Source organism: Pseudomonas sp. ITEM 17296 (assembly GCF_028895205.1).
Taxonomy (GTDB): Bacteria; Pseudomonadota; Gammaproteobacteria; order Pseudomonadales; family Pseudomonadaceae; genus Aquipseudomonas; species Aquipseudomonas kermanshahensis.
On record NZ_WJRS01000014.1, the window covers coordinates 145,314 to 170,165 of the forward strand.

Annotated in this window: 19 protein-coding genes; 13 read left to right on the forward strand and 6 right to left on the reverse strand. The window is 63.3% G+C overall.

All coding sequences use genetic code 11. From position 1 onward, the window contains the following. Window positions 1–46: 46 nt before the first annotated feature. From GIB19_RS17055 to GIB19_RS17065, 3 genes are read right to left on the reverse strand one after another with little or no spacing between them, the layout of a single operon-like run. Entirely contained in the window at window positions 47–319 is a 273-nt protein-coding gene (locus GIB19_RS17055) for an oxidative damage protection protein (protein ID WP_027594266.1), read from the reverse strand. Further along, window positions 316–1,383, reverse strand: coding sequence for an A/G-specific adenine glycosylase (mutY, locus tag GIB19_RS17060; protein ID WP_252826441.1), 1,068 nt, complete (start codon window positions 1,381–1,383; stop codon window positions 316–318). The genes GIB19_RS17055 and mutY overlap by 4 nt, the downstream gene beginning before the upstream one ends. Then, complete coding sequence (locus GIB19_RS17065) at window positions 1,380–3,629, reverse strand: AsmA family protein (RefSeq protein WP_274887278.1); 2,250 nt, start codon at window positions 3,627–3,629, stop codon at window positions 1,380–1,382. Before GIB19_RS17065 ends, mutY begins: the two co-directional genes overlap by 4 nt. A gap of 407 nt (window positions 3,630–4,036) precedes the next feature. Here GIB19_RS17065 and GIB19_RS17070 point away from each other — a divergent pair, with 407 nt between their 5' ends. The 6 genes from GIB19_RS17070 to hisF all read left to right on the forward strand — a co-directional run bounded on the left by GIB19_RS17070 (window position 4,037) and on the right by hisF (window position 8,978). Beyond that, the gene (locus GIB19_RS17070; protein WP_027594269.1) at window positions 4,037–5,698 is read left to right on the forward strand and encodes an OFA family MFS transporter; all 1,662 of its coding nucleotides are present in this window, start codon (window positions 4,037–4,039) and stop codon (window positions 5,696–5,698) included. A 240-nt stretch (window positions 5,699–5,938) separates the two neighbouring features. Then, window positions 5,939–6,532 (forward strand): imidazoleglycerol-phosphate dehydratase HisB, encoded by a 594-nt coding sequence (gene hisB, locus GIB19_RS17075; protein ID WP_027594270.1) that lies wholly within the window; start codon window positions 5,939–5,941, stop codon window positions 6,530–6,532. After that, window positions 6,533–7,171 (forward strand): imidazole glycerol phosphate synthase subunit HisH, encoded by a 639-nt coding sequence (gene hisH / locus GIB19_RS17080; RefSeq protein ID WP_027594271.1) that lies wholly within the window; start codon window positions 6,533–6,535, stop codon window positions 7,169–7,171. It begins immediately after the preceding gene. Continuing rightward, complete coding sequence (locus GIB19_RS17085; protein ID WP_027594272.1) at window positions 7,172–7,432, forward strand: DUF2164 domain-containing protein; 261 nt, start codon at window positions 7,172–7,174, stop codon at window positions 7,430–7,432. A 27-nt stretch (window positions 7,433–7,459) separates the two neighbouring features. Further along, entirely contained in the window at window positions 7,460–8,197 is a 738-nt protein-coding gene (gene hisA / locus GIB19_RS17090) for a 1-(5-phosphoribosyl)-5-[(5-phosphoribosylamino)methylideneamino]imidazole-4-carboxamide isomerase (protein ID WP_016484508.1), read from the forward strand. Between the two features lie 10 nt (window positions 8,198–8,207). Then, window positions 8,208–8,978, forward strand: a complete 771-nt coding sequence (gene hisF, locus GIB19_RS17095) for an imidazole glycerol phosphate synthase subunit HisF (protein WP_027594274.1) — start codon at window positions 8,208–8,210, stop codon at window positions 8,976–8,978. Window positions 8,979–9,098: 120 nt separating this feature from the next. On the opposite strand, the gene choV is transcribed toward hisF, so the two are convergent. The 3 genes from choV to GIB19_RS17110 form a co-directional block, all read right to left on the reverse strand. Beyond that, on the reverse strand, window positions 9,099–10,277 hold the full coding sequence (gene choV / locus GIB19_RS17100) for a choline ABC transporter ATP-binding protein (protein ID WP_027594275.1): 1,179 nt from the start codon (window positions 10,275–10,277) through the stop codon (window positions 9,099–9,101). After that, window positions 10,274–11,122, reverse strand: coding sequence for a choline ABC transporter permease subunit (choW, locus tag GIB19_RS17105; protein ID WP_172960399.1), 849 nt, complete (start codon window positions 11,120–11,122; stop codon window positions 10,274–10,276). The genes choV and choW overlap by 4 nt, the downstream gene beginning before the upstream one ends. Window positions 11,123–11,203: 81 nt before the next feature. Further along, the gene (locus GIB19_RS17110; protein WP_027594277.1) at window positions 11,204–12,151 is read right to left on the reverse strand and encodes a choline ABC transporter substrate-binding protein; all 948 of its coding nucleotides are present in this window, start codon (window positions 12,149–12,151) and stop codon (window positions 11,204–11,206) included. A 453-nt stretch (window positions 12,152–12,604) separates the two neighbouring features. On the opposite strand from GIB19_RS17110, the gene GIB19_RS17115 reads away from it, so the two are divergent. The 7 genes from GIB19_RS17115 (at window position 12,605) to GIB19_RS17145 (ending at window position 24,784) form a co-directional block, all read left to right on the forward strand. Then, window positions 12,605–13,981, forward strand: coding sequence for an L-serine ammonia-lyase (locus GIB19_RS17115; protein WP_099452656.1), 1,377 nt, complete (start codon window positions 12,605–12,607; stop codon window positions 13,979–13,981). Window positions 13,982–14,376: 395 nt separating this feature from the next. Beyond that, window positions 14,377–15,483 (forward strand): choline metabolism transcriptional regulator GbdR, encoded by a 1,107-nt coding sequence (gbdR, locus tag GIB19_RS17120; RefSeq protein WP_027594279.1) that lies wholly within the window; start codon window positions 14,377–14,379, stop codon window positions 15,481–15,483. A 200-nt stretch (window positions 15,484–15,683) separates the two neighbouring features. Further along, a complete protein-coding gene (locus GIB19_RS17125; RefSeq protein ID WP_027594280.1) occupies window positions 15,684–16,184 on the forward strand; it encodes a sigma-70 family RNA polymerase sigma factor in 501 nt (166 codons plus the stop codon). A 100-nt stretch (window positions 16,185–16,284) separates the two neighbouring features. After that, window positions 16,285–17,247 (forward strand): FecR family protein, encoded by a 963-nt coding sequence (locus tag GIB19_RS17130; protein WP_274887282.1) that lies wholly within the window; start codon window positions 16,285–16,287, stop codon window positions 17,245–17,247. Between the two features lie 255 nt (window positions 17,248–17,502). After that, window positions 17,503–20,337: a TonB-dependent receptor gene (locus GIB19_RS17135; protein WP_274887283.1), complete on the forward strand. Its 2,835-nt coding sequence runs from the start codon at window positions 17,503–17,505 to the stop codon at window positions 20,335–20,337. A gap of 26 nt (window positions 20,338–20,363) precedes the next feature. Continuing rightward, window positions 20,364–23,132 carry a M16 family metallopeptidase gene (locus GIB19_RS17140; RefSeq protein WP_274887284.1) on the forward strand — a complete coding sequence of 923 codons (2,769 nt, stop codon included), beginning with the start codon at window positions 20,364–20,366 and terminating at the stop codon, window positions 23,130–23,132. Then, entirely contained in the window at window positions 23,129–24,784 is a 1,656-nt protein-coding gene (locus tag GIB19_RS17145; protein WP_099428106.1) for an ABC transporter ATP-binding protein/permease, read from the forward strand. The genes GIB19_RS17140 and GIB19_RS17145 overlap by 4 nt, the downstream gene beginning before the upstream one ends. Window positions 24,785–24,852 lie beyond the last annotated feature (68 nt).

The window sequence follows — 24,852 nt, forward strand, 5'->3', positions numbered from 1 at the left end:
TTTTGAAAAAATTTTAAATTAATTCCGTCGCTTACGTTTTTTGGGGTCATTCAGCAGGCGGAACGTAGCCTTCGGCCTGGGCGTATTCTTCGCCAGCGAAAAACTTGTCCATCTCGGCCTGGAGGAATTTGCGGTCCTCGGCATTCATCATGTTCAGGCGCTTTTCGTTGATCAGCATGGTCTGGTGCTTCTGCCAGTCGGCCCAGGCCTTCTGCGAGATGTGATCGAAGATGTCCTGGCCCTTGGCACCTGGGTAGGGCGGGCGCTCCAGGCCTGGGAGTTCTTCTTTGTACTTGCGGCACATCACGGTGCGGGTCATCGGGCATCTCCTGCAATCAGTTCGTCGGCCGCGCGTTTGAGCAACTTCTTGACCGGGGCAGCGAGGCCCAGGCGCGGCGGGGTGGCGAGGTTATACCAGAGCCAGTCGGGCTCGGCCACGTGCTGGCCGACCGGGTCGACCTTCACCAGCCAGGGCTCGATCGCCAGCTGGAAGTGGCTGAAGGTGTGGGTCAGGCCGTCTAGGGCGCGGCTATCTGCCAGGCGCAGGCCATGCTGGTAGGCGAGGTCGTCGAGCTGTTCGATGTTCTCAAGCTCCGGCAGGCTCCACAAACCACCCCACAGGCCGCTGGACGGTCGGCGGTACAGCAGGATCGCGCCTTCGTGGTTGGCCAGCAGTGGCATCAGCGTCCGGCGTTGCGGCAGCGCCTTGCGTGGCTTAGGCTCGGGGTAGCGGGTTTCTTCGCCGTGCAGGTGCGCTTCGCAGCCGCGTTGCAGCGGGCAGATCAGGCAGCTGGGCTTGCTGCGGGTACACAGCGTGGCGCCCATGTCCATCATCGCCTGGGTGTAGTGGTTGGCGCGGGTCTGCGGGGTGTAGCGCTCTGCGCTGGCCCACAGCTGGTTGGCCACCTTGGGCTCGCCGGGGTAGCCGGCCTGGGCGGTAAAGCGGGCCAGCACGCGCTTGACGTTGCCGTCCAGGATGGGCGCGCGGATGCCCATGCTGATGCTGGCGATGGCACCGGCGGTGGAGCGGCCGATGCCAGGCAGTTCGGTCAGTTGCTCAACACTGCGCGGGAACTCGCCGCCATGCTGCTCGACGACGATTTTCGCGGCCTTCTGCAGGTTGCGCGCGCGGGTGTAATAGCCCAGGCCCGTCCACAGGTGCAGCACTTCGTCCTCCGGCGCTTCGGCCAGGGCCTGCACGGTGGGTAGGGCCTGCATGAAGCGGTCGAAGTAGTTGAGCACGGTGCTGACCTGGGTCTGCTGCAACATGATTTCCGACACCCATACCCGGTACGGGTTGATGCCCTGTTGCCAGGGCAGGTCGTGTCGGCCGTGCGCGTCATACCAGTCCAGCACGGCGCTGGAGAACTGCTCGGGGCTCATCGTTTGAACAGCCCCTTGAGCGCATCTTTGAGTTCAGGGCTCACTTTGTCTCCGAGTTTTTCGTCGAGTTTTTCATCAATCTTGTCTTTCAGGCGGTTGCCGGCCAGTTTTGCAGCGACCTTGCCCAGGCCGTCCTGGTCCAGGCGGCAGGCCTTGGCGCCAAGCTCCAGCGGGCCGCGGCAGCGCAGCGGTACTTCAACGCCGACATAGCGCTCGTTGACCTGGCAGGCCGGGTCCGGCATGGCGCGTTGGTCGCCTTCGACGACCACGCCAACGTTGTAGTCCATGCCCAGCACGCGCAGGTCGAGGTCGCCGTGGCCGTTGACGGTCAGGCCTGGGATGCGGGCCTTGAGGTCTGGGTTGCTGGCCACGCCATTGCGCACCACCAGGCTGCCACGCAGTTCCTCGAAGGGCGTGTCCTTGCCGCGCGGTTCGCCGCTGAGCGTTTTACGGTTCAGGGTGGCAATGGCCTGGCACAGTTGCTGTTCAAGGTTGGCATTGACCAGCACGCCATCGTTGATGGTGAAGTTGGCGCTGCCATTGAGGGTGTCGACCAGTGCCTTCTGGCTGTTGCCGGTCGCGGTCAGGTCGCTGGTCAGGGTCAGCAGGCCCTTGACCGGTGGCGTTTGCTCTTTGCCCTCGGCCTTGATGAAGTGTTCCACCGGTACCCGGTTGATCTTGGTATTGACGCCAAGCTGCGGCACGGCAGGGCGCACATCGACGGTGCCCTTTGCCTCGAAGCTGCCATTGTAGAGGCCGCCGCGCAGGGTCTGCAGGGTCACCAGGCCGCCTTGGCCGGTGGCCTTGAGCTGGGCATCCTGAATGGGCAGTTTGTCCAGGGTCAGTGCGCCGAACGTCAGGTCGGCCTGCAGGTCGAGGGCGCGCAGGCGGTCCACCGGCAGCAGCTTGTCGTCGCTCCAGGCGACCTGGGTCGGGGCGTTGGGCAGCGGGGAGCTGCTGGCACCGGCCACGGCGCTGGCTTCCTGTTGGTTGACTTCGGCCTGGCGGGCGGCGGTGGCGCCTTTGGCTTGTTCGCTCTTGGCGGGCAGGTAGCGGTCGGCGTCGAAGGTGTCGGCCTTCAGTTGCAGGCGCAGGGCCTGTTTGGCGAAGTCTTCGACGGCCACGCGGCCGGTGAAGGTGCTGTCGTCCAGCTTCACGGCCAGGTCTGCCAGGGCCAGGCTGTTCGACGTGCCTTGCAGGCGGGTGACCAGTTCCAGCTTGGTGAACGCGGCAGGGTCGTTCGTGGCGGGCAGCGGGCGGCCGATGCCGTCGAGGAAGGTGCGCAGGTCGAACTGGGCGATCGACAGGCCGCCGCTGAGTTGCGGTGCCTTGTCCAGGTCGCGCAGGTTCAGTTCACCCAGTGCACGCAGCTGGTTGGCCGAAATTTTCAGGCCGTTCCACGAAGCGACATTGGCTGCCAGGTCGACCAGCAGTTGGCCTTGCGCGGCGAAGGTCACGGTCTTGCCGGCAAACGGCTCGCCCGAGGTTTCGCCCGACAGGCGCATGTCTTCGAAGTTGTAGCGCTTGAGCTTGCGGTCAAAGCGCAGTTCGCCGGCAAGCTCGGTGCGGGCCTTGATGCTCGGGTGGGTGGCACTGAGGAAGGCACTCGCCTTAAGCGCAATGTTCGCGCCTTCGTGGACCGGGCCGGTGCTCAGCTGGATGCTTTCGGCGCTGTAGCTCTGGCCGTTTTTGGCATCGGTGTACTGCACGCGGGCGTTGTTCACGGTCAGGCTGTCGATGTCGAGTTTGACCGCACGCTCGCTGCCGCTGTCGGCTTGCGCTGGGGCCTGTTCGGCAGGTGCCTGGGCCGGTGTATCGGTTGGGGCGCCGTTAGGGGCGGGCAATGGATTGCCGATGTCTTCCCAGTTGCCATGGCCATTTTCGTCGCGGGCCAGGGTCAGGTTCAGGCCTTCGACGCGCACATCGCTCATCTGCACTTCGCGGCGCAGCAGCGGCAGCACGCGTACCGACAGGCCGAGCATCTTCAGGTCGGCGAACGGCTCGCTGGGTTTGCTCAAGGTCGCGATGCTCGCGTCATGCAGCTCCAGGCCCAACCACGGGAACAGGCTCCAGCCGATGTCACCGTTGAGGGTCAGCTCGACATGAGCCTTGTCGCGTGCCAGCTGGCGAATCTCGTCTTTGTAGTCGTTGGGATCAAAGAGGTGGGTCAGGGCGAAGCCCAGCGCCACGATGATCAGCAGCAACCCGAGAAGCCCCAGTCCCAGGATTTTGCCGAACGCTTTCATGGGCGAGTCCTTGTAGTCCGATTTGAATTTCAGCGGCAGAGTATAGCGCCGCAGTGCTTATCCCTGCGTATCCGGCAAGAGATACAGGGCATTTCCCTACGAATGGATCAGATGTTGCGGCTTTCGACAGCCGCAGTTCTCGCAGTTCCTTTTGTGTTGCCTGTACCGGCCTCTTCGCGGGGCAAGCCCGCTCCCACAGGGTTCATCCGATCATGTGGGAGCGGGCTTGCCCCGCGAAGAGGCCGGTACAGGCGAACCGAAATACCGTTTCAGCTACAGAAAAATCCACGATATCAGATTGCTTTCATCCCACCGGGTGCTGGTAACCTTGCGCCGCTTTCGGTGTGCCCGCGACCCATTGTCGCGGTGCGTCGCCCAGTAAAGGCCATACAAAAAGGATCAAACCCATGAGCAGTAACGTCACGGCGGGCACCTTGGCCGGTGCGCCGAGCTTCCTGTCGAAGGAGCGCATCATCGCCCGTCCGGGCTTCAACCGTTGGCTGGTGCCACCGGCCGCCTTGGCTATCCACCTGTGTATCGGCATGGCCTACGGCTTCTCGGTGTTCTGGCTGCCCTTGTCGCAAGCCATCGGCATCACCGCGCCGGTGGCCTGCTCGGCGGACATGGGGTTCATCGCCCGCCTGTTCAGCGCCGAGTGCGACTGGCCGATTTCGATGCTGAGCTGGATCTACACCTTGTTCTTCGTGTTCCTCGGCTGCTCAGCCGCGGTGCTTGGCGGCTGGCTGGAACACGCCGGGCCGCGCAAGGCCGGGCTGGTGTCGGCGCTGTGCTGGTGCGGCGGCATGCTGATCTCGGCGATTGGGGTGAAGACCCATCAGCTGTGGCTGATGTGGCTGGGCTCTGGTGTGATCGGCGGCATTGGCCTGGGCTTGGGCTACATTTCGCCGGTCTCGACGCTGATCAAGTGGTTCCCGGACAAACGCGGCATGGCCACCGGCATGGCGATCATGGGGTTTGGCGGTGGCGCGATGGTCGGCGCCCCCCTGGCGACCGCGCTGATGGGCCACTTTGGCAGCGCAGAAGACGTCGGGGTATGGCAGAGCTTCGTGGTGATGGCGGCGATCTACTTCGTGTTCATGACGGCCGGCGCCCTGGGTTACCGCGTGCCACCGACCGGCTGGAAGCCTGAGGGCTGGACCGCCCCGGCGAAAAAGGCCGGCAATGGCATGGTCACCGACCGCCATGTGCACGTCAGCGTGGCCTGGAAAACCCCACAGTTCGCCCTGGTGTGGCTGGTGCTGTGCCTGAACGTCTCGGCAGGCATCGGTATTCTGGGCATGGCGTCGCCGCTGTTGCAGGAAGTGTTCGCCGGCAAGTTGCTGGGCAACGAGCTGAGCTTCAGCGAACTGAACGCCACCCAGCTGGCGCAAATTGCCGCCATCGCAGCGGGCTTCACTGGCTTGCTGAGCCTGTTCAACATTGGCGGGCGCTTCTTCTGGGCGTCGTTCTCTGACTACATTGGCCGCAAGAACACCTACTTTGCCTTCTTCGCCTTGGGCGTGGGCCTCTACAGCCTGGTGCCGAACATGGGCCACCTGGGCAACGTGGCGCTGTTCGTGGCGGCGTTCTGCATCATCCTGTCGATGTACGGTGGTGGCTTTGCCACGGTGCCGGCGTACCTGGCCGACCTGTTCGGCACGCAGATGGTCGGTGCGATTCATGGGCGCCTGCTGACGGCCTGGGCGGCGGCGGGCGTGCTGGGGCCGGTGCTGATCACCTACCTGCGCGAGTCGCAGCTGGCGGCGGGCGTTGAGCGCGCGGCGGCGTATGACATGACCCTGTATATCCTCGCGGGCCTGCTGGTGCTGGGCTTTATCTGCAACATGCTGATTCGCCCGGTGGCCGACAAGCACTTCATGAGCGACCAGCAACTGGCCGCCGAGCGTGCGCTGAGCCATGACAAGGGTGCCGATGGCGCGCGTTCGCTGGAGTGGCATGCCGCGCCGGGCAGCTTGCCGTTGGTGCTGATCGCCTGGGCTGCGGTGGTTGTGCCGCTGGCTTGGGGGGTGTGGATTACGCTGCAGAAGACGGCTGTACTGTTCCATTGAAGGTAGGGGGGCGCTGTGCGCCCCTTTCGCGGCGCAAGGCCGCTCCTACAAGGGCGTGGTTGGGTGCAAGAGCCGGTGAAAGGGCTGCAACGCAGCCCCAGATTCACAGCTTGTATAGACCTGTAACGGCATCTACCCCCCGTCATTGCTTGCTTTGCCATATGTCATCCGCGTTTCAAGCTGGCGCGTTCTGGGCCTATAATGGAGCCCTTTTCGCCCAATGATTTTGCGGAGCTGGTGATGGTCGAACGTAAGGCTTCCGTCGAGCGCAATACCCTGGAAACCCAGGTCAAGTGCTCGATCAACCTAGATGGCAGCGGCAAGGCCCGATTTGATATCGGTGTGCCTTTCCTTGAACACATGCTCGACCAGATCGCCCGACATGGGCTGATCGATCTGGACATCGAGTGCAAGGGTGACCTGCACATCGACGATCACCATACCGTCGAAGACGTCGGTATCACCCTGGGCCAGGCATTTGCCCAGGCGATCGGCGACAAGAAAGGCATCTTCCGCTACGGCCATGCCTATGTGCCGCTGGACGAAGCGCTGTCGCGTGTGGTCATCGACTTCTCTGGCCGCCCAGGCCTGCAGATGCACGTGCCGTACACCCGCGCCACGGTCGGTGGCTTCGATGTCGACCTGTTCCAGGAGTTCTTCCAGGGCTTCGTCAACCACGCCCTGGTGAGCCTGCACATCGACAACCTGCGTGGCCACAACACCCACCACCAGATCGAAACCGTGTTCAAGGCGTTCGGCCGCGCGCTGCGCATGGCCATTACCCTGGACGAGCGCATGGCCGGGCAGATGCCTTCCACCAAGGGATGCCTGTAAATGCAGACGGTAGCCGTAATCGACTATGGCATGGGCAACCTGCACTCGGTGGCCAAGGCGCTCGAGCATGTCGGCGCCGGCAAGGTGCTGGTCACCAGCGACGCCGCGGTGATCCGCGAGGCTGACCGCGTGGTGTTCCCAGGCGTGGGCGCGATTCGCGACTGCATGGCCGAAATCCGTCGCCTGGGCTTCGACAGCCTGGTGCGTGAAGTCAGCCAGGACCGCCCGTTCCTCGGCATCTGTGTCGGCATGCAAGCGCTGCTCGAACACAGTGAAGAGAACAACGGCGTCGACTGCATCGGCCTGTTCCCAGGCCAGGTGAAGTTTTTCGGCAAGGGCCTGCAAGAGGATGGCGAGCACCTGAAGGTGCCGCACATGGGCTGGAACGAAGTCAGCCAGGCCAACCACCATCCGCTGTGGCACGACATCCCTGACCGCGCACGTTTCTATTTCGTGCACAGCTACTACATCAATGCCGGCAAGCCGAGCCAAGTGGTCGGTCGCGGCCACTATGGCGTCGACTTCGCCGCCGCGCTGGCCGACGGCTCGCGCTTTGCCGTGCAGTTCCACCCAGAGAAGAGCCATACCCATGGCCTGCAGTTGCTGCAGAACTTCGTCGCCTGGGACGGGCGCTGGTAAATGAGCCGATCGAAGACCAAGGCCCCGATCATTACCCTGGCCCCCGAGCAGGAGCGCGAGGCGCTCGATACGCTCAAGCGTTTTCTCGAAGACCGTTTCGAGCTGCAGCTGGGGTCGTTTGAAGTGGCCGAGGTCCTCGACCTGTTCAGCAAAGAGATTGCACCCCATTACTACAACAGGGCGATTGCCGATGTTCAGCTGCACCTCAAGGAGCGGTTCGAGAGCATCGAGAGCGACCTGTGGGCACTCGAGAAGCCCTGAAACCCAACAAATAGACAGGTTCCCAAGATGCTGATTATCCCCGCTATCGATCTGAAGGACGGTGCCTGCGTGCGCCTGCGCCAGGGCCGCATGGAAGACTCCACGGTATTTTCCGATGACCCGGTGAGCATGGCCGCCAAATGGGTCGAGGGTGGCTGCCGCCGCCTGCACCTGGTCGACCTCAACGGCGCCTTCGAAGGCCAGCCGGTCAACGGCGAAGTGGTTACCGCCATCGCCAAGCGTTACCCGACCCTGCCGATCCAGATCGGCGGCGGCATTCGCTCGCTGGAAACCATCGAGCATTACGTCAAGGCGGGCGTCAGCTACGTCATCATCGGCACCAAGGCGGTCAAACAGCCAGAGTTCGTCGCCGAGGCCTGCAAGGCCTTCCCGGGCAAGGTCATCGTTGGCCTGGACGCCAAGGACGGCTTCGTCGCCACCGACGGCTGGGCTGAAGTCAGCACTGTTCAGGTCATCGACCTGGCCAAGCGTTTCGAGGCCGATGGTGTCTCGGCGATCGTCTACACCGACATCGCCAAGGACGGCATGATGCAGGGCTGCAACGTGCCCTTCACCAAAGCCCTGGCCGAAGCCACGCGCATTCCGGTGATCGCATCGGGTGGCATTCACAACCTGGGCGACATCAAGGCCCTGCTGGACGCCAAGGCCCCTGGCATCATCGGCGCCATCACTGGCCGTGCCATCTACGAAGGCACCCTCGATGTCGCCGAGGCCCAGGCCTTCTGCGACAACTACCAAGGCTGAGGACTGAACCATGGCACTGGCCAAGCGCATCATCCCTTGCCTGGACGTGGACAACGGCCGGGTGGTCAAGGGCGTCAAGTTCGAGAACATCCGTGATGCCGGCGACCCGGTAGAAATTGCCCGTCGCTACAACGAGCAGGGTGCCGACGAAATCACCTTCCTCGACATCACCGCCAGCGTCGATGGCCGCGACACCACGCTGCATACCGTCGAGCGCATGGCCAGCCAAGTGTTCATCCCGCTGACCGTGGGCGGTGGCGTGCGCACCGTGCAGGACATCCGCAACCTGCTCAATGCCGGTGCCGACAAGGTCTCGATCAACACGGCTGCGGTGTTCAACCCGGAGTTCGTGGGCGAGGCGGCGGACCGTTTCGGTTCGCAGTGCATCGTTGTTGCCATCGATGCCAAGAAGGTCTCCGCGCCGGGTGAAACGCCGCGCTGGGAGATTTTCACCCATGGCGGGCGCAAGCCGACCGGGTTGGATGCGGTGGAGTGGGCGAAGAAGATGGAAGGCCTGGGTGCCGGTGAGATCCTGCTGACCAGCATGGACCAGGACGGCATGAAGAACGGCTTTGACCTGGGCGTTACCCGGGCCATCAGCGATGCGCTGGGGATTCCGGTGATTGCGTCGGGTGGGGTGGGTAACCTGCAGCACCTGGCGGACGGGATTCTGGAAGGGCATGCCAGCGCGGTGTTGGCGGCCAGTATCTTCCATTTTGGTGAGTACACCGTTCCGGAAGCCAAGGCCTACATGGCTTCGCGCGGGATCGTCGTTCGCTGAGCCATTGCTGGGAGGGCGTTGCCCTCCATTCGCAGCACAAGGCTGCTCCTACAAGAATACGCGCCCCCCTGTAGGAGCAGCCTTGTGCTGCGAATGGGCCGCAACGCGGCCCCACTGGCATCACCCGTGGTTCTTGCCCAGCAACGCGTGGTAAAGCTCGGTATCCCCAAGAATCCCCACCACCTTGTCGTTATCCTGCAGCACCAGCTTGTTGCCCGTCTGATAACGAATCTGCAGCGCCTCACGCATACCGATATCGGCGTGCACCACCGTCGGCCTGCGCTCCAGCAACTCCACATTCTGCCCTGGCGCCCAATTCTGCATATCCAGGCCGTTCTGGCCTTGGCGTGCGCGCTTGAGCGAGCCGCCTTCGCCAATGTCCAGCCATGAGTCGATACCCGGGTCCAGGCACACCGACCCATTGACCCGTTTGCAGTTGTCCAGGCTGCGCATCAGGCTGCGGCCGCACAACACGTTCAGCGGGTTGGTGTGGGCAACGAAGGTGCGCACATAGTCGTCCGCCGGGTTCAGTACGATCTCTTCGGGCTTGCTGTACTGGATGATCCGCCCGTCCTTCATGATTGCAATGCGGCTGCCCAGCTTCAGCGCTTCGTCCAGGTCGTGGCTGACGAACACGATGGTCTTGCTCAGCTTGCGCTGCAGCTCCAGCAGTTCGTCCTGCAGGCCCTGGCGGATCAGCGGGTCGAGTGCCGAGAACGGTTCGTCCATCAGCAGAATGTCGGCATCCATCGCCAGCGCCCGGGCCAGGCCCACCCGCTGCTGCATACCCCCGGACAGCTCGTCGGGCTTCTTGTTGCGCCACTGGGTCAGGCCAACCAGTTCAAGCTTCTCATCCACCAGCTTGCGCCGCTCTTTCTCTGGGCGGCCCTGCATTTCCAGGCCAAAGCTGATGTTCTCGCGCACCGTCAGCCAGGGCATCAGGGCGAACTTCTGGAACACCATGGCGATGCGCTTGGTGCGCATCATCTTGAGCTCGGCCGGGGTGCAGTGGGCGATGTCGATGTGCTTGCCTTCATGCTCGACGAACAGCTTGCCGCGGCTGACCGTGTTCAGGCCGTTGATGCAGCGCAGCAGGCTCGACTTGCCCGAGCCGGACAGGCCCATGAGCACGCAGATTTCGCCTTTCTCGATATCCAGGTTGGCTTTTTCGACACCCACCACCAGGCCGGTCTGCTTGAGGATTTGCTCGCGGGTCTTGCCCTGGTCGAGCAGCGACAATGCCTCGCGCGGTTTGTTGGAGAAGATGACGTCGACGTCTTCGAACCGAATGATGCTCATGCTTCACCCCTTACCGTGACTTCCGGTTGCTTGCAGATACGGTCGAGCATGATCGCCAGCAGCACGATCGCCAGGCCCGCTTCGAAGCCCAGGGAGATATCGGCGGTGTTCAGTGCGTTGACCACAGGTTTGCCCAGGCCGTCGGCGCCCACCAGGGCCGCGATGACTACCATCGACAGCGACAGCATGATGCATTGGGTGACACCGGCCGCGATGCTCGGCATCGCGTGGGGCAGTTCGATGCGGGTCAGCAGCTGACGGCGCGAGCAGCCAAAGGCCTTGCCGGCGTCGAGCAGCTCTTGTGGCACATCGCAAATGCCCAGGTAGGTGAGGCGGATCGGCGCGGCGATGGCGAACACCACCGTCGAGATCAGCCCCGGGACCACGCCCAGGCCGAACAGGGTCAGGGTCGGGATCAGGTAAACGAAGGTGGGTACCGTCTGCATCAGGTCGAGTACCGGGCGCATGGCGGTATAGAACATCGGTTTATGCGCGGCGACGATGCCCAGCGGCACGCCAATGGCCACGCAGACCACGGTGGCGAAGGTCACCTGCGCCAGGGTTTCCATGGTTTCCTGCCAGTAACCCAGGTTGAAGATAAGCAGGAACGACAGCGCAACGAACGCCGTCAGCCCCCACTTGCGCTGAATAACGTGCGCCAGGGCGGCGAACAGGGCGATGAGGACGAACGGGTTGAACCAGGTCAGGGTACTGGTGACGCCATGGATCATGAACTCCAGGCCTTGCGCGATGGCGTCGAAATAATTCGCGCCGTTCTGGGTCAGCCATTCGACGAACGACGCGATGTACTGCCCCAGGGGTATTTTCTGATCGATAAGCATGATAGCGAGCTTCCACCTGCAAAGATTGAAATCAGTCCGGGGCGGGCACGGTCCCGCCCCGAGGTAGCGCTATTGCGTGGTGCGTTATTGCGCCAGCTTGGCCTTGGCCGCCTCAAGGCCGGGTTTGCCATCAACGGTGGTAACGCCCGCCAGCCAGGTATCCAGCTTGCCGGGGTTGTCTTTAAGCCACTTCTTGGCGGCTGCTTCGGGTTTCATCTTGTCGTCCAGGACATAGCCCATCATGGTGCTTTCATCCTTGAGCTCGAACGACAGGTTCTTGAGCAGTTGGCCAACGTTGCTGCATTCCTGCACGTAACCCTTGCGGGTGTTGGTCAATACGGTTGCCTTGCCGAATTCGGGGCCGAAGAAATCATCCCCGCCGGTGAGGTACTGCATCTTGAAGCGGGTGTTCATCGGGTGCGGTTCCCAGCCCAGGAACACCACCGACTCGTTGCGTTTTTGCGCCCGGTCGACCTGCGACAGCATGCCGGCCTCGCTCGACTGCACGATCTTGAAGCCGGCGTCCTTCAGGCCGAAGGCGTTCTTGTCGATCATGCTCTGGATGGTGCGGTTGCCGTCGTTACCCGGCTCGATGCCGTAGATCTTGCCGTCCAGTTCTTTCTTGAACTTGGGGATGTCGCTGAAATCCTTCAGGCCCTTGTCATACAGCGCCTGGGGCACGGCCAAGGTGTACTTGGCGTTTTCCAGGTTGGCGCGCACGGTCTCGACGGTGCCGGCGTCGCGGTACTGCTTGATGTCGTTCTCCATGGTCGGCATCCAGTTGCCGAGAAACACGTCCAGGTCCTTGCCGGTGGCCAGCGACTTATAGGTCACCGGTACCGAGATCATGGTGGTGTGGGTCTTGTAACCCAGGGCTTCGAGCACAACGCTTGTGGTGGCTGTCGTCACCGTGATGTCGGTCCAGCCGACATCGGAGAAACGTACCGTCTGGCACTGCTCAGGCTCGGCGGCCTGGGCCAGCAGCGGGGTGGACAACAACGCAACCAACAACAGCGAGGGTGAACCTTTCATGGATGGACTCCTGTGATTTTGTCTTCGGGTTCGCGTGGGTCGCCGGGCGTTCTGAAGGTCCGGTCGACCAGGCCTGCAGAGGGCAGGTTGCGTGGCCGTGCTATACGAGTCGCTTTTGATAATCCTCCAGCGCCGGGCAATCGCCTACTGGTGGGGTCGTATCCAGTACGGAACGGGTCGTATCCAGTACTGGCGATGTCGCATATGGATTTTTCCACCCCCTCGGCCGCGTTTTTGCGTCACCAGGCCGCTGGAAAACGGCGTGAAGACGGCAGTACCTCAGGTAAAAACAGCACGGCGCAGCTGGACAAAACTACGTCGGTTGCAGACGGCGAAGGGGTAGGCAAAAGGCCGATGATGCGTGCATTCATGGCGGCTCGCAGCTTCAGCCTAGCAGTTGCCCCGCCCTGCGCATGGCGCGCAGAGACAAGCCCAGCAAGAGGTGATTCGACAATGGCCATCAGCGTGTTCGACCTGTTCAAGATTGGTGTCGGGCCCTCCAGCTCCCACACCGTCGGCCCCATGCGGGCTGGCGCTCTGTTTGTGCAGGGGCTGCGCGAGCGCGGCGAACTGGAGCAGGTAAAACGGGTCGAGGTGCGGCTGTATGGTTCGCTCTCGGCCACCGGCATCGGTCACGGCACCGACAACGCCACCATCATGGGCCTGATGGGCGACTGGCCGGACGCCATCGACCCGACCCAGATCGTCCCTCGCATCGCCGACCTGCGCGAAACCAACACCCTGCTGCTGGCCGGCCGCCTGCCCATCGAGTTTGTCTGGGCCCGCGACATGCTGTTGCTGGACGAGAACCTGCCGTACCACCCCAACGCCATGACCTTGATCGCCGAAGGCGCGCAGGGCGAGTTGCACCGCGACACCTACTACTCGGTGGGCGGTGGCTTTGTGGTCGATGCTGCGCAGGCCGCCAGCGGTGTGCTGGACGCCGACCAGACCGTATTGCCCTACGACTTCAACAGTGCCGCCGAGCTGCTGCAACTGTGCAAGCAAAACGACCTCAGCGTGTCGCAATTGATGATGGCCAACGAGAAGGTCTGGCGCAGCGAGGAAGAGATCCACGCCGGCCTGCAGAAGCTTTGGCAAGCCATGCAGGAGTGCGTCACCAACGGCCTGAAATACGAAGGCACGCTGCCCGGTGGCCTCAACGTACGGCGCCGCGCCGCCAAGCTGCACCGCAGCTTGCAAGAGATCGGCAAGCCCAACGTGATCGGCTCGACCATGAGCGCCATGGAGTGGGTCAACCTGTTCGCCCTGGCGGTCAACGAAGAAAACGCCGCCGGCGGGCGCATGGTCACCGCGCCCACTAACGGCGCTGCGGGCATCATCCCGGCGGTGCTGCACTACTACATGCGCTTCAGTGATGTGGTGGACGAGTCGAACGTGACCGACTTCTTCCTCGGGGCGGCAGCGGTCGGCATCCTGTGCAAGAAGAACGCTTCAATTTCCGGCGCCGAAGTCGGCTGCCAGGGCGAGGTCGGTTCGGCCTGTGCCATGGCGGCGGCAGGCCTTGCGCAAGTGTTGGGGGCGACACCGCCACAATTGGAAAACGCCGCCGAAATCGCTTTGGAACACAACCTTGGCCTGACCTGCGACCCGGTCGGTGGCCTGGTGCAGGTGCCGTGCATCGAGCGCAACGCGATTGCCGCAGTCAAGGCGATCAACGCGGTGCAGATGGCCCTGCGCGGCGACGGCGAACACTTCATTTCCCTCGACCAGGTGATCCGCACCATGCGTGACACCGGCGCCGACATGCACGACAAGTACAAAGAGACCTCACGCGGCGGCCTGGCGGTCAGCGCCATCGAATGCTGATGCGCTAATCACGCGCTGCTGGTCACCACGACGCCCCACTATGGGGCGTTTGTGCATGACCGGCCGTCAGATGTCGCGATGAGTGTGGGCATTGTCGGTGACACTTAAGAGTGTCGTTTCTGGGCAACCCACAAGGCACGTGTCACCAAAGTGCTCAGCAGTTACAAGGAGCGCGCCTAGCACGGCGGTTCCAGAAGTTCAGCCAGCCCGCGCCGAAGGCCCTGATTTGCCGAGTAAAGGCGTCGTTTTCAGGTTTTTTCGGATAGCCGTTCAATTTCAGGCACGGCGTTTGCGTTGTGATTGGCAACAAGCCCCTACCTACGAAGAGGGGGCCATAACAAAAAAATCAGTGCCCGCCTGAGGCACACCCTGCATTTGTGTGAGGAGAAATCGCGATGACGTCGTACACCTCCGGGAATCCAACCCAGAACCGCACAGCTCCCCAGTCCATCGGGTTTCTTCTACTGGACAACTTCACCCTGATTTCCCTGGCGTCGGCGGTAGAGCCGCTGCGCATGGCCAACCAGCTTTCCGGCCGCGAGCTGTACCGCTGGCACACCCTGACCGTCGATGGCGGCCAGGTCTGGGCCAGTGATGGCCTGCAGATCACCCCCGACGCGGCCATGCACAATGCGCCGCCGATCGACACCGTGATTGTCTGCGGTGGTGTCGGCATTCAGCGCACCGTTACCCGTGAACACGTGACCTGGCTACAGGCGCAGGCTCGCCAGTCGCGGCGCCTGGGCGCGGTGTGTACTGGCAGCTGGGCGCTGGCCTGTGCCGGGCTGCTCGACGGCTTCGATTGCAGCGTGCACTGGGAATGCCTGGCCGCCATGCAGGAGGCTTACCCACGGGTGAACATGAGCACCCGCCTGTTCACCCTCGACCGCAACCGCTTCACCAGCTCCGGTGGCACCGCGCCGCTGGACATGATGCTGCACCTGATCAGCCGCGATCACGGCCGTGAACTGTCGGCGGCGATCTCCGAGATGTTCGTCTACGAGCGCATTCGCAACGAGCAAGATCACCAGCGCGTGCCGCTCAAGCACATGCTCGGCACCAACCAGCCGAAGCTGCAGGAAATCGTCGCGCTGATGGAGGCCAACCTGGAAGAGCCGATCGACCTCGACGAACTGGCGGTGTATGTGTCGGTGTCGCGGCGCCAGCTCGAGCGCTTGTTCCAGAAGTACCTGCACTGCTCGCCGTCGCGCTATTACCTGAAGCTGCGCCTGATCCGCGCGCGGCAGTTGCTGAAGCAGACGCCGATGTCGATCATCGAAGTGGCCTCGGTGTGTGGCTTCGTCTCTACCCCGCATTTCTCCAAGTGCTACCGCGAGTACTTCGGCATTCCGCCGCGTGATGAGCGCGTGGGCTCCAACACCGCGCAGCAGGTGGCGATGATGCCGATCCCGCAGGCCATGACCCTGTCGCCGCACAGCGGGCCGATGGCGGCGCTGAGCCAGGCACGCAACGAGTCGACGTTCGCCAGCGTAAGGCTGTAAACGCTACGCGCCCGTTTGTAGGAGCAGCCTTGTGCTGCGAAGAGGCCGGTGAAAACAGGTTCGTTATATGAAGCTGTCACCGGCCTCTTCGCAGCACAAGGCTGCTCCTACACGTGAACACCGCCCGTGATCATGTATTGATAATGATTCTCGACTACGGGTAACATCGCCGCCCCCGATACTCCCTGGCATACCACCCCGTGGCGGACGACAAACTGCAGCTGTACTTGGCCCATCGGGCGGCGTTGGTCGATTATGCGCGCCCGATCGTTGGCTGCCGTGCCCGCGCCGAGGATGTGGTCCAGGAAGCCTGGCTGCGTTTCAGTGGGCAGCAGGATGATGCCGACATCCGCCACCCGGCCAGCTACCTCTACCGCATCGTGCGTAACCTGGCCCTGGATCAGACCCGCCGCACCGCCACCGAAAAAGCCCAGCCAGACGGCGACGAAATCCTCGCCGAGCTGCCGTCGAGCAGTGCCTCGCCCGAGCAGGCGGTCAGCCAGCAGAACGAGCTGGACGCCATCAGCCGAGCCCTCGAAGAGCTGCCGCAACGCACCCGCATCGCCTTCGAAATGCACCGCCTAGGGGGCTTCACCTTGCAGCAGGTGGCCAACCACCTGAACGTCTCCGTGAGCTTGGTGCATCAACTGGTGCGCGACGCCATGAGCCATTGCATGGCGCGGCTGGAGGACGACCTTTGACGGGGCTGTTGAAAAAACCAGGCGCTGGCGCGTCCTTTGCTCATCGGGCCGACTCTGTGCGACCCTTCGCGCCCCTCAGCCCCCAGGAGACGTGCCGGACATGACGCCAGCAGACCTCGTATCCAGCCGCCGCGAGCAGGCCCTGGACTGGCTCCTGCGCCTGCAGCAGGCCCCGCAGGATGGGCCGCTGCGTGCCGAGTTCGAGCAATGGTGCGCCAGCGATTCGGCCAACGCCGAGGCCTACCGCAAGGCCGAGCGGGTGTGGCAGCTGACGGGGCAACTGGCCCCTGCCACCTCTGCGCAATGGCCGCAAGCCGAGGTACTGCACCTGCCTGTGCCGCGCACATCTCGGCGCCGCTGGTGGCTGGGCGCTGCGGTCGCTGCCTGCCTGTTGGTGGCGCTGGCGCCTTCCTTGAGCCTGCGGCTGCAGGCCGACTACCGCACGGCCCAGGGCGAAACACGCGACATTACCCTGGCCGATGGCAGCGTGGTGCAGATGGACAGCGACACGGCCATCGCCGTGGACTATGCGGGTGATCACCGCGATGTGCGCTTGCTCACCGGCCAGGCCTTTTTCCAGGTCACCCCCGACAAAGCCAAGCCGTTTCACGTGCGTGCCCAGGCGGTACAGGTGACGGTGACCGGGACGGCGTTCAACGTCGCACTGCGGCCAGGCAGGGTAGGAGTGGATGTGCAACACGGGTCGGTGCGGGTCGAGGACAGCGGCGATGGGCATGTGCTGTCCGGTGCGCTGACTGCAGGGCAGCGGCTGCGCTATGACCATGGGCTGGTACAGGTGCACACCTTCGTGCCCGCGCAGGCGGCCGCCTGGCGCCAAGGGCAACTGATTGCCGATGACCAGACGGTGGCCGAACTGGTTGCGGAGCTGGCGCGCTACCTGCCGGGCAAGGTGCTGCTGCGTGACGATGCGCTGGGGGCCAAGCGCGTCACCGGTGTGTATGACCTGCGCAAACCCGAGGCGGCGCTGCGTGCGGTGGTCCGGCCGCATGGCGGAGAGCTGCGTAGCTATGGGCCTTGGTTGTTGGTGTTGAGTAAGCCTTGAAATGGCCGGGGGCCGCTTTGCGGCCCTTTCGCGACGCAAGGCCGCTCCTACAGCGAGTCAGGCGCCGCACCTGTAGGAGCGGCCTTGCGTCGCGATGGGCTGCGTAGCAGCCCCAAAAAGCGCGCCACAAAAAACTAATTTCACAATTTTCTGAAAAATCCCCGCACTGCCCCGTCTTCTTCCCCGCGCGCAATAACTGATACCGATTCGTATTCAATTTTGCAGCCCGGCGATTGCCCGGGGTGGGGATGTGGGATGACTGAAACAACAAGCCGTATGCCTCGCCAAGCGCGGGGGTGGTCGTTGCGCCTGAAGCATTTGGCCCGCAGTACGCTGCTTGGCGCAGGCTGTGCCCTGTTCGTGCCTGCAGTGTCGGCAAGTGAGGCCGCCGCCGCTTCGCAATTGGCGCAAGTGCATGCTTTTGCTATCCCGGCGCAGGACCTTGCTGGCGCGTTGATCGCCTTCGGCCAGCAAAGCGGTCTGCAAATGACCGCCGATGCGCAGTTGCTGGAGGGCGCGCAAAGCAATGCCGTGCAGGGGCGTTTCAGCAACGAAGCGGCATTGGCTCGCCTGCTTTCTGGCAGTGGCCTGACCTGGGACTACGACGGTGGTGTGGTAAGCCTGCGCCTCCTGCACAGCGATGCAGATGCCGGCCCAATGGAATTGCATGACACCTTGGTGCTGGGCGATAGCGGCGACAATGGTTACCTGGGTGCCACGGTCATCAGCAATCAGGCCATCCGTGCCTTCCCAGGGGCCAACGGCGATATCACGACCCTGCTGCAGATGCACCCGAGCGTGCAATTTTCCAGCGCGCAAAAAAGCTCCAACACCCCGGGCGAAATCGACCCCGCCGACATCAGCATCAACGGCGCCAAGTTCTACCAGAACAACTTCATGATCGATGGCATTTCGATCAATAACGACTTGGACCCTGGCGCCCATGGCTACAGTGAAAACCGCCAATTCGATGCCGCGCCCAGCAACCCCCACGGCATAGCCCTGGACGCTGACCTGCTGCAGGAAGTGAAGGTCTACGACAGCAACGTTCCAGTCGAATACGGTGGCTTCAATGGCGGCGTGATCGATGCCATCACCCGTCGCCCGAGCAGAGAACTGCACGGCAAGATCTCCTATGCACTGACCCGCTCGGAGTGGACCCGCTACCACATTACCGAAGCCGATCAGGAGAGCTTCGACCACGCCTCTTCCGAGCAGTACCAGCCGGAGTTCGAGAAGACCACGTTGCGAGGCATGCTCGAGGGCCACCTGACCGACAATTTCGGTGCCATCTTGAGCTTTTCCCAGCGCCGCTCGGTGATCCCGCTCAACCGTTACGAAAATGGTTACAGCAGCCCTAATGCCGACAGCAGCGCGGACCAGACCCGCCAGCTGGACAACTACATGCTCAAGACCTATTGGGACGTCAACGAGCGGTTGACGCTGGAAGGCTCGTTCATCCACGCGCCTCAGGAGAACGTATTTTTCCGGCAGAATTTTCTCGACTCCGATTTCACCAACACCAATGGCGGCTGGCAGGGCTCGCTGAAGGCCGTCTGGGAAGGTGACCAAGCGCGCTGGACGCACACGCTGGCGCTTACCAACCTGTACAGCTCGCGAGAGGCCGACAGCAAGGACACGGTGTTCTGGTATTACTCCGATGAGAAGAACTGGGGTAACCCCACCGGCAATACAGCCCGCAGCGGTGAGGGCTCGTTCGGCAATCTGGACCAGCGTCAGCGCGGTCTTGATTACACCCTCAAGGGCCAATGGCAGACGTTCGATTTCGCCGGTACCAGCCACGCGTTCACGACAGGCCTTGAGTTGTCGCAAAAGCACGCGGAGTGGGAGCGCGAAGCAACCGGGCAGGGCGTGAGCGGGTTTAGCCGCGACGACGAAACCCAATGCGCAGGCGACGATCCGTGGTGCTCCGTCAGCCCGTTGCTCAACGGGAAAAGCCGCCAGTGGGCGAACCTGCGTACCCAGTACAACGCAGGCAAGCTGGACCTGACCGAAAACGCTTACGCCGTGTTCATCGACGACCAGATGCAGATAGGCAAGCTCAGCCTGCGCCCGGGCGTGCGCTTCGAAGGCGATGACTACATGCAGCAGAAGACCCTTTCACCGCGCTTTGCCGGTGACTACGACTTCTTTGGCGACCGGAGCACGGTGCTGGTTTTCGGCGCCAACCGCTATTACGGCCGCAACCTGTTCAAGTACCGCCTTGCCGATGGCCGCCAGGGCTTCAACACCACCTATACCCGCAGCAGCCAGACCAGTGAGTGGGTTGGTCGGCAAACGCTGAACACCAACCGTTTTTCAGACATGAACATCCCTTACGATGATGAACTGATGCTCGGCCTGGAACAGCGCTGGCTGAACACTGACTTTCGCCTGAAGTACGTGCACCGCAAGGGCAAGGACCAGGTGGTGCGGTCATCGTCGCGGGTGCTTGGCCTGGATCCCCTTGAGGGCTACCAGGCCATTTACTACACCTACGTGAATGCGGGTGCGAGCGAGAGCGACAACCTGTCCCTGACCGTTACGCCCAATCAGCCATTGCGGGTGCTGGGCAGTGTCACCAGCCTGCAACTGGCACTGGATTGGTCGCGCAGCAAGAATGCCTACAGCACCTATGAAGCTGGCTTCAATGACGCCGAATACGCGGATGGTGATGTGCTCTACGACGGCAAACGCATGGCTTACAGCCAACTCCCGGCCAGCGACTTCAACCGCCCTTGGACCGCCCGCCTGACCACCATTACCGAGATCCCGCGCTGGCACCTGAGCATCAGCAACTTCTTTCGTTACCGGGGTGCGTACGACCAGATCATCGACACCGGCCGCACCGCCGATGTGGACGGCGAGGCCCTGGCCGTTTACGACACCGCTTCGGTGGCTGGCGCTCCCACCTGGGACATGCGCGTGAAATGGGAAATGCCCACCGCCAGGGAGCAGGCGCTGTTTGTTGCTGTGGACGTGACCAACGTCACTGACAAGGTCAACTCGATCGTCAGCAACAGCAGCACCGTCCGCACCACGTATGAAGTCGGCCGCCAGTACTGGCTGGAAGTCGGCTACCGCTTCTGACCCCATAAAAAACCGTGGACACCCTGATGAAAAAGCTCATTGCGGGCCTGCTCGGCCCGCTGCTGCTCGGCGCCTGCACCGCGCTACCCGAACCTGACTCGCCATTGCCTTGGGATGCCCAAGTCAGCCAAGGCACCCTGGCCAACGGCCTGCAATACCGGCTGGTGCGCGAGACCGCCCAGCCTGGCCGGCTCGACCTGCGCCTGACGGTCAATGCCGGTTCCATCGACGAAACCGACGACCAGGTGGGCGTCGCGCACATGGTCGAACACCTGGTGTTCCACAGCCGCGCCGGGCAGCCGGGCAACCTGCGCCAGCGCATGACGGCGTTGGGCTGGGTGCAAGGCCGTCACTTCAATGCGGTGACCAACTACGAACGCACCCAGTTCATGCTCAGCCCGCCGGCCGGCGTGCGCCAGGCCCCGCAGGCTCTGCAAGCATTGGCCGACCTGGCGTTCGCCGGCGACTACAGTGCTGCCGACCTTGAGCGCGAACGGCCGATCGTCATCGAGGAGTGGCGGGGCGGCCTGGGTGTGGCCCAGCGCATGAACCAGCAACGCACCGCGTCGCAACGGGTTGGCTCACGTTACCCAGAGCACCGCACCATCGGCAACGAGGCGGCCATCCGCAGTGCCAGCCTGGCCAGCTTGCAAGGCTTTCAGGCGCGCTGGTACCAGGCGCCGAACATGGTGATTTCGGCGGTGGGCGATTTCGAGCCCAAGGCCATGCTGGCGCAGATCGAGCACACCTTCGGCAAGGCCAAAGGTGGTGCCAGCCCGGCTCGCGACTACCGCGACCTGCCGCTGGACAACGCGCTGAAAATCTTCCGCCTGCAAGACCCGCAGTCCGGCAGCAACCAGGTGGCGCTGTTGTTCCGCCTGCATGAACCGGACAGCCGCGGCACCACCCGCGCGGCGCTGCGTGAGCGGTTGATCGACCGCATGGCCTTGGCCGCGCTGCTCGACAGCCTGCGTCGCCAGCCGCTGGCGCCCGGGGTGCGCAGCCTGGTGGCACAGAAAACCCTGATCGGCAGCCAGTCGACGGTGCTGGGTATCGCTGCTGGCGTCGAAGGCCAGCAGCACGAACAGGCGCTGCGCCAGCTGCTGACCGAGATCGAGCGCCTGCGTCAGCATGGCTTCAGCGCGCAGGACTACCAAAAACAGCAAGCCCATATTCGCGCCTTGGGCGACAAGACCTTGGCCAACCGCACGCCACGTACGTTCGAGCAGTGGGTCGAACAGCTCAACAACGCCACCGCGGCAGAAGGCAGCGTGGTCGAGCGTCATGCTGCTGCCCGTCGCTACCTGCAGGTGCTGCCAGGCATCGAGCGGGAAGACCTCAATCACAGGCTGCGGCGTTGGCTTGGCAGTGCCGATCGCGTGTTGCAGTTCAGCGTGCCTGGGCAGTCGCAGGTCGAGTTGCCAAGCGTGGCAGCGGTCGAGGCACTGCGGTTGGAGATTGCCAGCCAGACGCTTTCGCCACCTGTTCAGCAGTCAGCTGAAACCCCGAGCGTAGCCAGTTACAAGCCCGATGCACCGGGCACCGCAGGGCACATTGTCGACCGCAAGGCATTCCCTGCTGAGCACGTCGAACACTGGCGCTTGGGTAACGGCGACCGGCTGGTATGGCTGCGCCGTAACGGCCCAGAGGGCAAGTGGCTGTTACAAGCGGACTCGTCCGCCGGCTACCGCCTCGCCGATGCGCCTGCCTGGCGCTTACAGATGGCTGCCCAACTGGCCGTGCGCAGCGGGCCGGACGGTGCGCAGGCGTGGCGCCAGGCGCAAGGTGCCACCGTCAGCCTTGAGCATCAGCCACAGCGCCTGCAGTTGAACCTCAGCACCCGCCCCGAGCAACTTCCGGCCTTGCTGCAGAGCTACCGGCTGAGCCAACAGGCGAGCATCGACGCCACGTTGTTCGACGAGGCGCGCAGCGATCTGCTGCAGCGCTTGCGCAGTCGTCCCGAGGATGTGCGTGCGCGCCAGGAGCGCGAGCAGCGCGTACTCAAGTACGGGGCCGATCATTGGCAAACCCCTGGCCAGGCTGCGCTGCAACAGCTCGATCGCAAGCAGTTGCAGGCGGACTGGCAGCGCCTTGCCCGTGCGCCGGTGACTTACTACCTGATGGCCGATGTGCCCGCAGAACAGCTCGAACCGCTGGTGCGCGGCTACCTGGCCAACCTGCCGCGCGGCGTCTCGCCAAACCCGCAAGCCGCGTTGCAGCAACCCGGCCAGCGCCGCAGCGACCTGGCGATCGCGCTCGAGCCCCGCGCCGTGCTGCAGGCCAACAGCTACCAGCCGCACGCCTGGCAACCTCAGGCCGCCATGCGCGTCGCACTGCTGCGTGAGCTGGCCAACCAGCAGCTCAAACAGCAACTGCGTGGCGAGGCCTCGGGGGTTTATCGCCTGAGCTTCGATGCCCAGCTCGACCCCGATTCGCAGCGCATCGAAAGCACCCTGAGTTTTACCTGCGACCCGGCGCGTGTGGATGAGTTATGGGCACTGGCGCAGCAGACCCTGGCCGAGCTGAAGGTGGATGAGCAGTGGCTGTTGGCCGAGCGTCGCGAGCTGGCGCGCCAGGAGGCCAAACGCCGCGAAGACCCGCAAACCCAATTCAAGCGCTTGATCCTCAGTGAGCGCCACTGGCAGGACCCTCGCTACCTGAGCGAACAGGCGAGGCTGCCCGAGGCACTGACCGTGCCGGCCATGCAGCAACTGGCGCGGCAGTTGTTCCCCGTCGCCAACCAGGTGCAGCTGCGCCTGCTGCCATCGGCTGCCGCGCTGGAGCAGGCGTTGTGAATACCCTGCGCAGGTTCTACCGCCTGAGCCGGCCATTCTGGCAAGCCCGCCAGCAGTGGCTTGCCTGGCTGATGCTGGCGACGATCATCGGGCTTGGCCTGTTGATCGTGCAGATCAACGTGTTGATCAACAGCTGGAGTAAAACCTTCTACGACACGCTGGCGTCTTTCGACACCGCGGGGCTGTACGCGCTGGCCGGTGAGTACGCGCTCTATCTTGGGCTCTACGTGCTGATTTTTGTCGCCCTCGACTACCTGCGCAAAGGGCTGGTACTGCGCTGGCGCCAAGCGATGACCGGGCGTTTGATCGATGCTTGGCTGGGCGACCAGGCGTTCTACCGCCTGGGGCTCAGCGGCGAACCCGACAACCCGGACCAGCGCATCGCCCAGGACGTCGACCTGATGGTGGACCTGAGCATCGAGCTGGTGGCCTCGCTGGTAGTCAATCTGGCCCAGGTCGGCGCGTTCGTGGTGATCCTGTGGAACCTGTCCGGGGTGCAGACCTTCCACCTGTTCGGCGAACCCTTCACCGTGCATGGCTACCTGCTGTGGATCGTGCTGGCCTACACCTTGATCGGCAGTGTCCTGACCCACCTGATTGGCAAACCCTTGCACGCGCTCAACTATGCGCGTGAGCAACGGGAGGCGGACTTTCGCGCGGGCCTGCTGCGCAAGCGCGACCACGCCGAGCAAATTGCCCTGTACCGAGGCGAGGCGGTCGAGCGCCAGCACTTGGCACAGCGCTTCCAGGCGATTGCCGAGAACTGGCGACAACTCATGGGCCGTGAGCGTGACCTGAGCCTGTTCACGGTCGCCTACCAGCGCTTCAGCCTGATCGTGCCGGTATTCGCGGCGCTGCCCGCGTTCATGGCCAAGACCATCACCTTGGGTGGCCTGATGCAGATTCGCAGCGCGTTCAATGCCGTGCACGACTCGCTCAGCTGGTTCATCAAGCTGTACCACAAGCTGGTGCGCTGGAGCGCGGCGCTGGAGCGGCTCGACCAGTTCGAGCAGGCCATCGCCGCCAGCCGCCAGCAGGTGATCAAGGCGCCGCAGGGCAATTGCCTGTGCTTGCAAGGGCTGACGGTATGCCGGCCCGACGGCAGTCATTTGCTCCGCGGCCTCAAGCTGCGCGTCGGCCAGGGGCAGTGGGTACGGCTGGCCGGGCACAGCGGGTTGGGCAAGTCGACCTTGCTGCGCACCTTGCAGGGGCTGTGGCCCCATTGCACGGGTGATTGGCAATTGCCGCCGGGGCGCAGCCTGTTGTTGCCGCAGCAGCCGTATCTGCCGCAGATGAGCTTGCGTGGCTTGCTGGCTTATCCACAGGTGCGGTCGATAGACGATGTGCAGTTGGTCGATGTGCTGGGCAAGGTGGGGCTGGGCGGGTTGATTGGGCAACTGGACAGGCAGGTGGAGTGGGAGCGGGTGCTTTCTGGCGGCGAGCAGCAGCGGGTGAGCCTGGCGCGGGCGCTGTTGTACCGGCCGGATACGTTGTACCTGGATGAGGCGACCAGTCAGCTGGATATTGGCAGTGCGCAGCGTTTGCTGGGGATGCTCAAGCGGGAGTTGCCGGGGTGTACCGTGGTGGCGGTGACCCACCAGGAAGGGCTGGCAGGGGTGTTTGGGAAAACGTTTGAGCTAGAGCCTGTGTGAACGTGCACCGACCTCTTCGCGGGTGAACCCGCTCCCACAGGGGGCTCACAGCCTTTGCAGGCTCTGCT

Excerpts from the sequence above, each read along its gene's own strand:
- GIB19_RS17055 (WP_027594266.1), bottom strand. The coding sequence starts at position 319 with ATGACCCGCACCGTGATGTGCCGCAAGTACAAAGAAGAACTCCCAGGC.
- mutY (WP_252826441.1), bottom strand. The coding sequence starts at position 1,383 with ATGAGCCCCGAGCAGTTCTCCAGCGCCGTGCTGGACTGGTATGACGCG.
- GIB19_RS17065 (WP_274887278.1), bottom strand. The coding sequence starts at position 3,629 with ATGAAAGCGTTCGGCAAAATCCTGGGACTGGGGCTTCTCGGGTTGCTG.
- GIB19_RS17070 (WP_027594269.1), top strand. The coding sequence starts at position 4,037 with ATGAGCAGTAACGTCACGGCGGGCACCTTGGCCGGTGCGCCGAGCTTC.
- hisB (WP_027594270.1), top strand. The coding sequence starts at position 5,939 with ATGGTCGAACGTAAGGCTTCCGTCGAGCGCAATACCCTGGAAACCCAG.
- hisH (WP_027594271.1), top strand. The coding sequence starts at position 6,533 with ATGCAGACGGTAGCCGTAATCGACTATGGCATGGGCAACCTGCACTCG.
- GIB19_RS17085 (WP_027594272.1), top strand. The coding sequence starts at position 7,172 with ATGAGCCGATCGAAGACCAAGGCCCCGATCATTACCCTGGCCCCCGAG.
- hisA (WP_016484508.1), top strand. The coding sequence starts at position 7,460 with ATGCTGATTATCCCCGCTATCGATCTGAAGGACGGTGCCTGCGTGCGC.
- hisF (WP_027594274.1), top strand. The coding sequence starts at position 8,208 with ATGGCACTGGCCAAGCGCATCATCCCTTGCCTGGACGTGGACAACGGC.
- choV (WP_027594275.1), bottom strand. The coding sequence starts at position 10,277 with ATGAGCATCATTCGGTTCGAAGACGTCGACGTCATCTTCTCCAACAAA.
- GIB19_RS17110 (WP_027594277.1), bottom strand. The coding sequence starts at position 12,151 with ATGAAAGGTTCACCCTCGCTGTTGTTGGTTGCGTTGTTGTCCACCCCG.
- GIB19_RS17115 (WP_099452656.1), top strand. The coding sequence starts at position 12,605 with ATGGCCATCAGCGTGTTCGACCTGTTCAAGATTGGTGTCGGGCCCTCC.
- gbdR (WP_027594279.1), top strand. The coding sequence starts at position 14,377 with ATGACGTCGTACACCTCCGGGAATCCAACCCAGAACCGCACAGCTCCC.
- GIB19_RS17130 (WP_274887282.1), top strand. The coding sequence starts at position 16,285 with ATGACGCCAGCAGACCTCGTATCCAGCCGCCGCGAGCAGGCCCTGGAC.
- GIB19_RS17135 (WP_274887283.1), top strand. The coding sequence starts at position 17,503 with ATGACTGAAACAACAAGCCGTATGCCTCGCCAAGCGCGGGGGTGGTCG.
- GIB19_RS17140 (WP_274887284.1), top strand. The coding sequence starts at position 20,364 with ATGAAAAAGCTCATTGCGGGCCTGCTCGGCCCGCTGCTGCTCGGCGCC.